Below are 13,504 nucleotides of genomic sequence, written 5' to 3' on the forward strand. Positions count from 1 at the left end.
AGCGAAGTGGCTAAACGCGGCGGACTGTAAATCCGCTCCTTCGGGTTCGGCAGTTCGAATCTGCCCCCCTCCACCATTCTAATGGGCTATAGCCAAGCGGTAAGGCAACGGACTTTGACTCCGTCACGCGCTGGTTCGAATCCAGCTAGCCCAGCCATTAGAGCCATTAGCTCAGTTGGTAGAGCATCTGACTTTTAATCAGAGGGTCAGAGGTTCGAATCCTCTATGGCTCACTTATTAGCACTCCTAATCAGGAGTGCTTTTTTTTATAAAATTAAATAAAAGTATTATATAGTTTATCTATTTGAAGATTGATTATATTGGGAATAAATCATTAATCAATTGCTGATTATTTGAATAATCTACTTTTTTTAATACAATTTATTTGTTCATATGACAGTTGTAATTATCATTGGTATAATTATGACTATGGAAAATATATTCGGAGGAGATGCTATGGATTTTTCCAACTTTTTTGATAATCTTAGTACATTAAAAATTGTAACGAGTGTGCTGGATTTACTTATAGTATGGTATGTCCTTTATCTTCTCATAACTGTATTTAAAGGAACCAAAGCAATTCAATTACTTAAAGGTATTCTTTTTATTGTAATTGGTCAACAAGTGAGTAAAATTCTAAATTTAACTGCTACATCTAAACTTTTTGATATTGTAATTCAATGGGGTGTTCTTGCGCTTATTGTTATTTTCCAACCTGAAATAAGAAGAGCATTGGAGCAGTTAGGTCGTGGAAGCTTATTTAAACGTTATACTAATACATACAGTCATGATGAAGAAAAGTTAATTGAAGCAGTATCGAAAGCTGTTCAATATATGGCTAAAAGACGTATTGGTGCTTTGATTGTTTTTGAAAAGGAAACGGGATTACAAGATTATATTGAAACGGGTATAGCGATGAATTCTGAAATATCTCAAGAATTATTAATTAATGTATTTATACCAAATACGCCACTACATGATGGTGCAATGATTGTTCAAAATTCTAAGATTGCTAGTGCAGCTAGTTACTTGCCCTTATCAGATAGTGCTAAAATTTCTAAAAGTCTAGGAACTAGACATAGAGCTGCAGTGGGTATCTCTGAAGTTTCAGATGCATTTACAATTGTTGTTTCAGAGGAAACAGGTTCAATATCTGTAACTTTTGATGGTAAATTACGTAGAGATATCTCAACTGAGGTATTTGAAGAATTATTAGCCGAACATTGGTTTGGCACACGCTTTCAAAAGAAAGGTGTGAAATAAGATGCTAGAGAGTAAATGGGGTCTCAGATTTATTGCTTTACTATTGGCAATCTTTTTCTATTTATCAGTTAATAATGTATTTGGAAATATTTTTAGTAATGATAATTTATCACAAAATTCATCTAAAACAATTGAAGATGTACCTGTTGAGATAATCTATAATTCCAAAGATTTACATGTAACTAAAGCTCCTGAGACTGTTAATGTAACTGTTTCAGGTCCACAATCTAAATTATTAAAAATCGAAAACACCGATGATATCAAAGTTGCAGTGGATTTATCCAACGCTAAAGCCGGAAAATACAAAGAAGACTATATCGTTAAAGGCTTAAGTAATGATATTAATTACAATGTTAAACCTAAGCAAGCTTATGTTACTTTGGAAAATAAAGAAACTAAAACGATGCATGTTCAAGCAGATATAGGGAAAGATGATATAGACCCAAACTATAAAGTGAAAGACAGTTCTGTTGAGCCTAATTCTGTCAAAGTAACTGGAGGACGAGAACAACTTAAGAAAATCGCATATTTAAAAGCTACTTATAAAGAAGCTAACAAATTAAGTCAAGATACTTCTGATGTAGCAGATGTTACTGCTTTTGATAAATCATTAAATAAATTAGTTGTTAATATACAGCCTAATGAAGTCAAATTAAATGTTAAACTCCAAGAATATAGCAAGAAGGTTAAAGTTAAAATTAATAAAAAAGGCAGTTTACCTGATGGTGCTAGCTTGGATGATATAAGACTTGATGAGAATGAGATAGAGATTTATGGTAATAGAGATGATTTGCAAGATATCAATGAGATAGAGGCAAATGTTGATCTTAATAATATAACTGAATCTACAGATCAGAATGTTCAATTAAATTTACCAGATAAAGTAAAGAAATCTGATCCAGATGAAATAACAGCACATATTAGCTTAAAATAACAAATTAAAAAGGAGTATTAATGATGGGAAAATATTTTGGTACTGATGGAGTAAGAGGAATAGCCAATAAAGAGTTAACACCTGAATTAGCATTTAAGTTGGGTCGTTATGGTGGTTATGTATTAGCACATAATGAAGGTGCTAACAGACCAAAAGTTTTAGTTGGTAGAGATACACGTGTGTCAGGTGAAATGCTTGAATCTGCATTGATTGCAGGATTAGCTTCAATTGGGGCTGAAATTATGAGATTAGGTGTTATATCTACACCTGGAGTAGCTTATCTTACAAGAGAAATGGGAGCTGAACTAGGTGTAATGATTTCAGCTTCGCACAATCCAGTGGCTGATAATGGAATTAAGTTCTTCGGTGCAGATGGTTTTAAATTATCTGATGCTCAAGAGGAAGAGATTGAAACATTATTGGATCAAGAAAATCCTGATTTACCAAGACCAGTAGGAACAGATATTGTACATTTTTCTGATTACTTCGAAGGTGCTCAGAAATATTTAAGCTACTTAAAATCAACTATTGATGTTAATTTAGAAGGATTAAAAATCACACTTGATGGTGCAAATGGTTCTACATCAGCACTAGCACCTTTCTTATTTGGAGATTTAGAAGCTGATACTGAAACAATTGGCTGCAGCCCAGATGGTTATAATATTAATGATAATTGTGGATCAACGCATCCTGAATTATTAGCTGAAAAGGTTCTTGAAACTGAAAGCGACTTTGGTTTAGCATTTGATGGCGATGGTGACCGATTAATTGCTGTTGATGAAAAAGGTAATATTATTGATGGTGACCAAATCATGTTTGTTATTGGTCAAGAAATGCATAAAAACCAAGAATTAAACAACGATATGATTGTTTCTACTGTTATGAGTAATTTAGGCTTCTATAAAGCTTTAGAAAACGAAGGTATCAAATCTAATAAAACAAAAGTTGGAGATAGATACGTAGTAGAAGAAATGAGAAAAGGTAACTACAACCTTGGTGGTGAGCAATCTGGACATATTGTTATGATGGATTACAATACTACAGGAGATGGCTTATTAACTGGTGTTCAATTAGCTGCTGTTATTAAAATGAGTGGTAAACCTTTAAGTGAGTTAGCTGCTCAAATGAAAAAATATCCGCAATCTCTAATCAATGTTAAAGTTACAGATAAGCATCATGTAGAAGAAAATGTAGATGTTAAAAAAGTGATGGGTGAAGTAGAGACTGAAATGAATGGTGAAGGTAGAATTTTAGTTAGACCTTCAGGTACAGAACCATTAGTTCGTGTAATGGTCGAGGCTTCAACTGATGAAGATGCGCAACGTATTGCACAGCGAATTGCTGATGAAGTTCAATCTAAAATGGGCTTAGAGTAACCAATTTAATAAAACAATTTTTGTTTTCCTTCAAAGTTTACATTTAATGTGTAACTTTGGAGGTTTTTTTAATGTTTAATTAATGGTTCTTATTAAAGCGCTTTCATTTAATTGGTTGCGATATTGTTCGGTAATAATTTAATAATTAGAAACAATTATTATGTATTTTAGAAGATTACAAAAGATATTTATTTTAAATTTTTACTAAAAAGGTCGGAAATTGTTTGCATTCATTTATCTGAAAAGTGTAAAATAAATAATATTGGAAGGAGGATAGTTCAAAATTAATTATAAAGCGCCAGGGCAAAATATGAATGTACCTATAATCAAAAGTTAAATATGAGAGCTTTTGTAGGGCAATTTATTTCTTTGCAGACGAGGAGAATAGTCATCGAAAATATCGGCGGATGCTATTCCGGATGAGGCTCATTCGTTAGCTTATTATTTAAAACATTTAGGTAACTAAATGCACAAAAATAATAAGAATGCCTAAAATTTATAAAATCTTAGAAATATAATATGGCTTTAATGGGTAAATACAATAAAGATAAAACATTAATAATAAATAGAATTGTTAATAAAATTACTAATGTTTAAAAACATTTTACCTTTTTAAATTTTATATAACAGATAAAATTTTCAAGCTATATTTAACGGAGGAAAAATTTATGTGCGGAATTGTAGGATATATTGGATATGATAATGCAAAAGAATTGTTATTATCAGGATTAGAAAAATTAGAATATAGAGGATATGACTCAGCTGGTATTGCAGTTGCAAACGATAATGGGACAACTGTTTTCAAAGAAAAAGGTCGTATTGCAGAATTAAGAAAAGTTGCTGACAACAATGACACTGATGGTCACGTTGGTATCGGTCACACACGTTGGGCTACACACGGTGTACCAAGTACAGTGAATTCACATCCTCATCAATCTAATAATGAACGTTTTACATTAGTTCATAATGGTGTGATTGAAAATTATGAAGAATTAAAAAGTGAATATTTATCAGATGTAACATTCCAATCTGAGACAGATACAGAAGTTATTGTTCAATTAGTTGAACACTTCTCGAATAAAGGTTTAGAAACTGAAGAAGCTTTCTCTAAAGTAGTTTCTTTATTACACGGTTCATATGCATTGGGCTTACTTGATAATCAAGATAGCGATACAATCTATGTAGCTAAAAACAAATCACCTTTATTAGTTGGTGTTGGAGAAGGTTTTAATGTCATTGCATCAGACGCATTAGCTATGATTAAAGTAACGAATGAATACAAAGAAATTCATGACCATGAAATTGTTATTGTTAAAAAAGACAGTGTAACTATTAAAGACCTTGATGGCAATGTACAAGATCGAGACACTTATACTGCTCAAATCGATGCTTCAGATGCTGAAAAAGGTATCTATGATCACTACATGCTAAAAGAAATTAATGAACAACCAGCAGTTATGCGTCGTATTATTCAAGAGTATGAAGATGAAAATGGCGACTTAAAAATTGATCCTGAAATTGTTAAAGATGTTGCAGCTGCAGATCGTATATATATCATCGCAGCAGGAACAAGTTATCATGCAGGTCTAGTTGGTAAAGAATACTTAGAAAAATGGGCTGGTGTACCTACTGAAGTACATGTAGCTTCTGAATTTGTTTATAACATGCCACTATTATCTGAAAAACCATTATTCATTTATATTTCTCAATCAGGTGAAACTGCTGATAGCCGTGCAGTGTTAGTTGAAACTAACAAATTAGGTTACAAATCATTAACAGTTACAAATGTGGCTGGTTCAACATTATCACGTGAAGCAGATCATACATTGTTATTACATGCTGGTCCTGAAATTGCAGTTGCTTCAACAAAAGCATATACAGCTCAAATTGCTGTTTTATCAATCTTATCTCAAGTTGTAGCTAAAGCACATGGTCGAGATAATGATATTGATTTATTGAGAGAATTAGCTAAAGTAACAACTGCAATTGAAACAATTGTAGATGATACTCCAGTAATGGAACAAATTGCTAAGGATTTCTTAGAAACAACGCGTAATGCATTCTTCATCGGACGTACAATGGACTATAATGTAAGTCTTGAAGGCTCATTAAAATTAAAAGAAATTTCATATATTCAAGCTGAAGGATTCGCTGGTGGAGAACTTAAACATGGTACAATTGCATTAATTGAAGACGGCACACCTGTAATCGCATTATCTACACAAGAAAAGGTTAACTTATCTATTCGTGGTAATGTCAAAGAGGTAGTAGCACGTGGAGCAAAACCATGTATTATCTCTATGGAAGGTTTAGAAAAAGAGGGAGATACTTATGTAATTCCACATGTACATGAGTTATTAACTCCGCTTGTATCTGTAGTTACATTACAATTAATTGCTTACTATGCAGCACTACACAGAGGATTAGACGTAGATAAACCTCGTAATTTAGCTAAATCAGTTACAGTTGAATAGTTCGTTTGAATTTTGAGCCGCGGTAAAATTTAATAAGGTTAGACAACATTGAAATTGAAGTGGCTAACTTAAATGTGAAAGCGTTAATAGCATGCTTTTCTCTAATATAGTTACCTTAGTAGGAGCAAGATGTTAAATTCATTAAGAATTTGATTTTGCTCCTTTTTTTATTTGTAATACTAACTTATAAAATAAGCAGTCTGTTATTTTGAAAAATTATCTGAATTATCTTACAATTATCGTATTGTGAGGTGATACTATGCTAATTTCAATGAATAATGTACGTCGATATAGAAGAGGAAAGCATATATTAGACGGTATTGATTGGAATATTAAAAAAGGGGATAAATGGATATTATATGGTTTAAATGGTGCTGGAAAAACAACTTTATTAAATATTCTAAACGCTTATGATTCAATTACAAGCGGCAACATAGTCCTTTTTGGTATGACACCTGGAATGGTTGGATATTCAGCAGATAATGTGAGACAACATATAGGTTTCATTTCAAACAAGCTCACTAATCAATTTCATGATGGAGAGCATGTGATAGATGTGGTATTAAGTGGTTATTTTAAATCTATTGGCCTATACAAAACATTCAATCAACAACAATTGATAGAGGCGCAGAAATTATTAAAATTAGTCGGCATGGCAGAATTTGAGAATGAGTACCTCGGTTATTTATCAACTGGACAAAAACAAAGGGTTATGATTGCACGTGCGCTTATTAGTAATCCAGAATTATTAATTTTAGATGAGCCAGCTTCAGGCTTAGATTTTTTAGCGCGTGAAACACTATTGGAAGTATTAGAAACTTTATCACATGAGCGACCTGAAATTACTATCATTTATGTGACACACTTCATTGAGGAAATCATACCAATATTTGATAAAATTTTTATTTTAAGTAAAGGCGTGAATTTTGCACAAGGAAATATTGATGATGTTTTAACTAATAAGACGATGTCATCTCTTTTCAATAGAAATGTAGAAGTTGTGAATTATAAAAATCGATTTTCTTTACACATGATAGGGTAATCTCGTTGCACATTTCATCAAATAATGCCACAATTTTAAGAAAGACACGTAAAGGAGAAGGCTACATGACATTGAATAATATCAAAGCGATTTTTCTAGATATGGATGGAACAATTTTACATGAGGATAATAAAGCTTCAATTAAAACAAAATCAGTTATTGATGAATTACGAGAAAAGGGATATAAGGTATTTTTAGCAACTGGTCGCTCATATACAGAGATTAATCAACTTGTACCTCCTCAATTTGAAGTTGATGGAATCATCAGTTCTAATGGTACGAGTGGAGAAGTAAACGGTGATAATCTTTTCATGCATAGTTTATCAAGTGAAAGTGTTAAACGAATCGTATCTTTAGCACAACAGCAAGAAATATATTATGAAGTTTTCCCATTTAATGGATCAAGAATTGCGCTAAATGAAGATAAAGCATGGATGCAAGAGATGATTAAAGGTGATACGCCTCCAAATCATGTAAGCGAAAGTGAATGGAAATCAAGATTAGATGCAATGTCTGGTAAGATTGATTGGAAAGAGGACATACCTGAAGATGACTATGCTAAAATTTATTTATTTACGCCAAACTTAGAAAAAATAACAACTTTTAGAGATGAACTTATTCAAAATCAAGTGCTTTTAAACATTAGTGTTTCTAATTCATCAAGATTTAACGCTGAAACTATGGCATATCATACCGATAAAGGAACGGGTATTAAAGAAATGATAGAACACTTTAATATTAAACAAGAAGACACGCTTGTAATAGGGGATAGTGATAATGATAGAGCTATGTTTGCATTTGGTGGTTATAGCGTCGCAATGAAAAATGCACGACAAGAAATACAGGAAATTACTAATGAAGTGACACAATTCACTAATGAAGAAGATGGTGCTGCATTATTCTTAGAAAGCAATTTCCTAAAATAAAATTGTTGAACATAAAAGGTGGAACCCTTATTTAATTGGGTTCCACCTTATTTGTGTTATTTATCTTTATTGAAATTATGACTTGCTTCATCTTTGGCGTTCTCAGCTTTTTGTTTAATATTGTTTGTAACATTATTTGAATGTTCTTCAACATTGTTTTTAGAAGATTGATGAGTATAGTCATTTTTTTGTTGATTACTCAATGTGTCATTTTTATGAGTTACGCTTTTATCTTTATTTTTGTGCTTTTTCTTCTTCTCGTTAGTAGTTTTATTTAATTTTTCACCACGTTTTAAGAAGTACTGAACTGCACCCATTATAAGAACAAAATAAAGGATTAATCGTAATACAACAATAATTACTTGTGCTACATACAGAATGACTGTAGCAACTTTTTGAGACATGTTTCCAGTTGTTACAGAAAGAATTGTACCAAGTGGTTGAGTAATGATAATAATAATTAAATTTATTAAAAGAACAGCTATAAAGAATTTAAACCAAGTTTTATGGCCATTTCTAATACCTCTAAAGCCATCTTTAAAGTGAGACATGGCACTATAGTTAGATTCTCTTACTAATGAAACAGTATAATTAATCATTAAAATGAAAAAGAACCATGATACGATTGATGTAATTAATCCAATAATAATTAAAATAATGATTTGAATTGTTAGTAAAATGGCAATTGCATTATCAGATGAACTTACAGCTGACTGTAATGATGTAAATAAAGGTGTTAATGCTAAATTAAATAAATAATTTAATGCCATTATAATTAAGTACATCACTATAAATAAGCCAATTGAGATTAATGATAAAATTAAACTCTTGCCATATTTACCTTTTTTGAATGCAACAAATAAGTCATTGAAATGAACATCTTCTCTTGAAATTGCTTTTGCAATAACATTAATTGCACCTGCTAGTAATTGATAACCTGCAAATATAAAGAATAATAATCCCAATAATAAAGCCAGGATCATAATAATTAAATATGGACCCGATGATTGTTGTAATTGCGCTGCTAGCTGCATTTGCATGAAATATTGCATAAAGAAAGTTCTAGCAACAGCAAAAACCGCAAATACTACGATGAAACTAACGATACTAAACAAAATCGTCTTAAGAATTTGCGGTTTAGCATTTTTTAATGCCAAACTATGATATTTGAACAAATATAAGCACTCCTTTACTTTAATATAAATACAATATCAAAATTTATACTTTTTTTAAAATAATATCTAACATATTTGAAGATTAAGTGTTAAAATATGCTAATGATTAAATTTTGAAAGGAGATATCATCATGAAATTCGCGATTATTACAGATGTGCATGGTAATTTCGATGCATTACAAACTGTCTTAGATGATATTGATAATAGAGAAGACATCGATAAAATTTACAATCTCGGGGACAATATCGGAATTGGTCATGAAACAAATAAAGTACTCGATACAATATTTGATCGTAATGATATGGAAATTATAGCTGGTAATCATGATGAAGCGGTTATGTCATTAGTAAATAACACGCCTTATCCTGAAGATTTGAAGGATAAATTTTATGAGCATCATCAATGGATAGAAAGTCATATGGATGAAGATTACTATGACCAACTTAATTTATTACCTAGATATATCGAAAAAACTATTTGTGGAAAAAAATTACTATTCATTCATTATGAAATTGAGAATCAAAAATTGGAGACTGGCATTGAAGGACAGCCGTTTAGTCCAATTACTGAAAATAGTAAAGACAATATTATTGAATTATTTAAAGATAAAGATGCTGATTTAATTGCATTTGGCCATAATCATCAAATGCATTTATATGATGATAATAAAACAATTTATTTTAATCCTGGCGCAGTAGGTTTAAACAATGGAGCCAATGCCGTCTACGGTATTGTAACGATTAATGATAATGAGTTTTCAATCGAAAGAATTAAGCTACCTTATGATAATGAAGAATATTTACAAGGGTTTGATGAAAAACAAGTGCCAGCGAAGCAACTCATTTTTGAACATTTTTTATAAGTTGTAAAAAACAGGGGTTAGACAGAATTCAACTCGAATTCAACGTCTAACCCCTGATTAATTTTTAATAAGTTATACTAATGTGAGTGTTGATGTATAACTCCAGAACATAAAATTGATTCGTCATGTTGATGTTTTGGTGTTTCTAATTGAATCGTCATATGTTGTATATTAAGATGTGCTAATTCATGTTCTATTTGTTTAAGTAATTGTTCACAAGCCTCTATCGTAAGTGATTTATCTACTACTGCATGACAACTTAAAGCATTCATATCATTAGAAATAGTCCAAACATGATAATCATGTACATTTTGTATTTCCTCATGCCCCATTATTGTATAGATGACTTGTTCTAAATCTATGTCAGAGGGCGTGCCTTCCATTAAAATATTAATAGCTGATTTCGTAATTCCGTATGCACTTTTCAAAATTAGCAGTGAAACCACTATACTCGCAATAGGATCTGCAATTGTAAAATTAAATGTCCATATGAGTATTGAGGCAATAATTGCACCAACAGATCCTAATAAATCTCCTAGTACGTGAATAAACGCACCACGCATATTTAAATTGTGATCGGTATCTCCGCCTTTAAACATAATAAGTGCTACTACGATATTAACTATTAAGCCTACTAAACTAATAATAAACATTTCTGTTGATTGAACTTCAGGTGGTGAAAAAAATCTTTTAATTGCTTCAAAGATAATAACTATACTAATAACAAATAAAGTGACGCCATTAAACAATGCAGCTAAAACTTCAAAACGTTTATAACCAAATGTTTTACTAGATGTGGCATTCTTTTCAGCATAAATAAATGCAATAAGGGCAACACCTAGAGAAAATGTGTCGCTGAACATATGTAGTCCATCAGATAATAATGCTAAACTATTAGCAATAAAGCCACCTACAATTTCTATCACCATGAAAAGCCCAATAATAATAAAGGAAATGGCTAAAATTTTTTTATTATTAGTGTGTACATGTGAATGGTTGTGTGAATGTGTATGAGAATGATTAGTCATTTGAAACTTCACCTCTTAGATGTTTCGTATGATGAATGGCTTGTTTCAATAGGGTTGAAACATGTTGATCATCAATTGAATAGATTTTTGATTGACCTTGTCTTAAGGACTTAACAAGTCTAGCTTGTTTAAGGATTTTAAGTTGATGAGAAACATTAGACTGGCTCAAGTTTAGCGTATGTGTAATATGACCAACGCTAGATTCTTCTTGCTCTAACAATAATAGTATTCTTAATCTATTTGTATCACTTAGTGCTTTAAAAATTTCAGTAGTCTGTATTAAGGTAGCATCTTCGTTCCAATTGTTTAAAGGTACATTCAAATAAATCACCCCTTATATATGAATATATGTTCATGTATTAATTTAATATACATGATTGACTATGTCAAAAATGACTTACGTTTTAATTTTTATTTAAGTGGTAAATTGATGGAAGTAGAAATATTAAGGAGGACGATTTGAATGAGTTTATTAGTTATAGGTGCTAACGGTGGAGTAGGTTCTAAATTAGTAAAGCAACTAAAAGAAGATCAGGTAGATTTTACAGCTGGTGTACGTAAAAACGAACAAATCGAAACATTAAAGCAAGATAATATTAAAGCAACTTTAGTTGATGTAGAAAAAGATAGTATTGAAGACTTAACTAAAACATTTAACGGTTATGATAAAGTTTTATTTACTGTGGGTTCCGGAGGCAGTACAGGTGCTGACAAAACTATTATTGTAGATTTAGATGGTGCGATTAAGACAATTGAAGCTAGTAAACAAGCAAATGTTAAACATTATATTATGGTGTCAACGTATGATGCTCGTCGTGAAGCATTTGATCCAAGCGGTGATTTAAAACCATATACTATTGCTAAGCACTATGCTGATGAACACTTGAAAAATTCTGGATTAAATTATACGATTGTTCATCCAGGTGCGTTAGAAGATAAAGAAGGAACTTCTAAAATAGAGACTGATTTATACTTTGATGGAAGAGGTTCTATACCTAGAGAAGATGTGGCATCTGTGTTAAAAGAGGTTGCTTTATCTGAGAATAAATTCATAAATAAAGAATTCCAAGTTATTACAGGTAATCAATCAATAAGCGAAGCATTGTCTTCATTTGAATAAATGAGTTGTTTAAAGATAATCATTGACTTAAAAAATGCTTTCATTAAACTTTAACTAATAGTAAATATTTCAGTTGTAGTGGGATAATGAATTCTAATTGAATTCTGTCCCGCTTCTTTATGTGTTTTATCATTTAAATAATTTCTATTAAAATAGAGATAAAGTTGATATAATAAAGATACGAATGGTAACACATGTGATGTTAAATAATTATTTTGAATATAATTTCACTTTTACATAATTAACGTTTAAGTTTTATACATATAAATCAGATATTATCATTTACTTTAGAAATAGAGAATATAGCCTTAAATGGTTTTAGGGGGTGCAACTATGCCATTATTTTTAGAGCCTATTTTTTTCGAAAAAATTTGGGGCGGTAATAAATTAACTCAATTCAATTATGATATACCTAGTGAATCCACAGGAGAATGTTGGGGGATTTCTGCACACCCAAATGGAAAGAGTATGATCCTTAACGGGCCTTATGCTGGACAAACATTAGACCAAGTTTGGACGCAACATAGAGAATTGTTCGGTGATTTTCCAAGCAAAGATTTTCCGTTATTGTGCAAAATAGTTGATGCGAACGAGCCGCTATCGATTCATGTTCACCCAGATGATTCTTATGCTTATGAATTTGAAAATGGGCAATATGGCAAATCAGAATGTTGGTATATTATTGATGCAGAAGAAGATGCTGAAGTTTTAATTGGTACTACGGTTAACTTTAAAGAAGAACTCGAAAATCAGATTAACCAAGATAATTTCTTGGAATCTTTAAAAAGAGTTAAAGTACAACCTGGGGAATTTTATTTTATTCCTGCTGGTACTATACATTCAATCGGTTCAGGTATAACTGTATATGAAACAATGCAATCTTCAGATATTACATATAGATTATATGATTATAATAGACAACGTGAAAATAGTTCTTCGTTAGATGTTGATAAAGCATTAGATGTTATTCAATATTCTCAAGAACTACCTAGTATCGTTCCTGAAAATGAAATTATTGAAAATCATAAATGTAGTCATATTGTGTCTAATGATTTCTTTACAATGGTTAAATGGGAAGTTAGTGGGACATTAAATTATATGAAACCTAGAGAATTTTGTCTTGTTTCAGTTTTAAATGGTGATGGACAAATTATTATTGATGGAGAAATCTTCAAGATTCAAAAAGGTTCCAATTTTGTGCTGACTTCAGAAGACTTAGATAGTGTCTTTGAAGGAGACTTTACACTAATCATTAGTTATATTTGATTTTTATAGTTCGTGTTATAAATGATTCATTGTATTA

The 13,504-nt window shown here is 31.2% G+C and carries 12 protein-coding genes and 2 tRNA genes; 11 read left to right on the forward strand and 3 right to left on the reverse strand.

The annotated features are described in order from the left end of the window. Positions 1-82: 82 nt before the first annotated feature. From SBL16_RS10975 to SBL16_RS11010, 8 genes are all read left to right on the forward strand, one after another. A tRNA-Gln gene (locus SBL16_RS10975) sits at positions 83-157 on the forward strand. 3 nt (positions 158-160) lie between these two features. Continuing rightward, a tRNA-Lys gene (locus tag SBL16_RS10980) sits at positions 161-233 on the forward strand. A 223-nt stretch (positions 234-456) separates the two neighbouring features. Continuing rightward, positions 457-1,263, forward strand: a complete 807-nt coding sequence (gene cdaA, locus SBL16_RS10985; protein ID WP_011275189.1) for a diadenylate cyclase CdaA — start codon at positions 457-459, stop codon at positions 1,261-1,263. A 1-nt stretch (position 1,264) separates the two neighbouring features. Beyond that, positions 1,265-2,197, forward strand: coding sequence for a YbbR-like domain-containing protein (locus tag SBL16_RS10990; RefSeq protein WP_107612593.1), 933 nt, complete (start codon positions 1,265-1,267; stop codon positions 2,195-2,197). Between the two features lie 23 nt (positions 2,198-2,220). After that, a complete protein-coding gene (gene glmM / locus SBL16_RS10995) occupies positions 2,221-3,573 on the forward strand; it encodes a phosphoglucosamine mutase (RefSeq protein ID WP_107612591.1) in 1,353 nt (450 codons plus the stop codon). 668 nt (positions 3,574-4,241) lie between these two features. Next, positions 4,242-6,047, forward strand: a complete 1,806-nt coding sequence (glmS, locus tag SBL16_RS11000; protein ID WP_037538885.1) for a glutamine--fructose-6-phosphate transaminase (isomerizing) — start codon at positions 4,242-4,244, stop codon at positions 6,045-6,047. A gap of 259 nt (positions 6,048-6,306) precedes the next feature. Then, positions 6,307-7,089, forward strand: coding sequence for an ABC transporter ATP-binding protein (locus tag SBL16_RS11005; RefSeq protein WP_107612589.1), 783 nt, complete (start codon positions 6,307-6,309; stop codon positions 7,087-7,089). Between the two features lie 71 nt (positions 7,090-7,160). Then, a complete protein-coding gene (locus SBL16_RS11010; RefSeq protein WP_233641638.1) occupies positions 7,161-8,015 on the forward strand; it encodes an HAD family hydrolase in 855 nt (284 codons plus the stop codon). A 56-nt stretch (positions 8,016-8,071) separates the two neighbouring features. Here SBL16_RS11010 and SBL16_RS11015 read toward each other — a convergent pair whose 3' ends face one another. Next, the gene (locus SBL16_RS11015) at positions 8,072-9,190 is read right to left on the reverse strand and encodes a lytic transglycosylase (protein WP_107612585.1); all 1,119 of its coding nucleotides are present in this window, start codon (positions 9,188-9,190) and stop codon (positions 8,072-8,074) included. Between the two features lie 131 nt (positions 9,191-9,321). On the opposite strand from SBL16_RS11015, the gene SBL16_RS11020 reads away from it, so the two are divergent. Then, complete coding sequence (locus tag SBL16_RS11020) at positions 9,322-10,053, forward strand: metallophosphoesterase family protein (protein WP_107612583.1); 732 nt, start codon at positions 9,322-9,324, stop codon at positions 10,051-10,053. 77 nt (positions 10,054-10,130) lie between these two features. On the opposite strand, the gene czrB is transcribed toward SBL16_RS11020, so the two are convergent. Together czrB and SBL16_RS11030 are read right to left on the reverse strand one after the other, a co-directional pair. Further along, positions 10,131-11,081, reverse strand: coding sequence for a CDF family zinc efflux transporter CzrB (czrB, locus tag SBL16_RS11025; protein WP_107612581.1), 951 nt, complete (start codon positions 11,079-11,081; stop codon positions 10,131-10,133). Beyond that, complete coding sequence (locus tag SBL16_RS11030) at positions 11,074-11,403, reverse strand: ArsR/SmtB family transcription factor (protein WP_053041906.1); 330 nt, start codon at positions 11,401-11,403, stop codon at positions 11,074-11,076. The genes czrB and SBL16_RS11030 overlap by 8 nt, the downstream gene beginning before the upstream one ends. A gap of 141 nt (positions 11,404-11,544) precedes the next feature. Between SBL16_RS11030 and SBL16_RS11035 the strand changes: the two genes are divergently transcribed. Further along, positions 11,545-12,201, forward strand: a complete 657-nt coding sequence (locus SBL16_RS11035) for an NAD(P)-binding oxidoreductase (RefSeq protein WP_107612579.1) — start codon at positions 11,545-11,547, stop codon at positions 12,199-12,201. Positions 12,202-12,534: 333 nt separating this feature from the next. Next, on the forward strand, positions 12,535-13,467 hold the full coding sequence (locus SBL16_RS11040; protein ID WP_107611837.1) for a type I phosphomannose isomerase catalytic subunit: 933 nt from the start codon (positions 12,535-12,537) through the stop codon (positions 13,465-13,467). Positions 13,468-13,504 lie beyond the last annotated feature (37 nt).

Source organism: Staphylococcus sp. NWU MK-U1 (genome assembly GCF_033283505.1).
GTDB lineage: Bacteria > Bacillota > Bacilli > Staphylococcales > Staphylococcaceae > Staphylococcus > Staphylococcus haemolyticus.

Excerpts from the sequence above, each read along its gene's own strand:
- glmM (WP_107612591.1), top strand. The coding sequence starts at position 2,221 with ATGGGAAAATATTTTGGTACTGATGGAGTAAGAGGAATAGCCAATAAA.
- SBL16_RS11035 (WP_107612579.1), top strand. The coding sequence starts at position 11,545 with ATGAGTTTATTAGTTATAGGTGCTAACGGTGGAGTAGGTTCTAAATTA.
- cdaA (WP_011275189.1), top strand. The coding sequence starts at position 457 with ATGGATTTTTCCAACTTTTTTGATAATCTTAGTACATTAAAAATTGTA.
- glmS (WP_037538885.1), top strand. The coding sequence starts at position 4,242 with ATGTGCGGAATTGTAGGATATATTGGATATGATAATGCAAAAGAATTG.
- SBL16_RS11005 (WP_107612589.1), top strand. The coding sequence starts at position 6,307 with ATGCTAATTTCAATGAATAATGTACGTCGATATAGAAGAGGAAAGCAT.
- SBL16_RS11040 (WP_107611837.1), top strand. The coding sequence starts at position 12,535 with ATGCCATTATTTTTAGAGCCTATTTTTTTCGAAAAAATTTGGGGCGGT.
- SBL16_RS10990 (WP_107612593.1), top strand. The coding sequence starts at position 1,265 with ATGCTAGAGAGTAAATGGGGTCTCAGATTTATTGCTTTACTATTGGCA.
- SBL16_RS11020 (WP_107612583.1), top strand. The coding sequence starts at position 9,322 with ATGAAATTCGCGATTATTACAGATGTGCATGGTAATTTCGATGCATTA.
- czrB (WP_107612581.1), bottom strand. The coding sequence starts at position 11,081 with ATGACTAATCATTCTCATACACATTCACACAACCATTCACATGTACAC.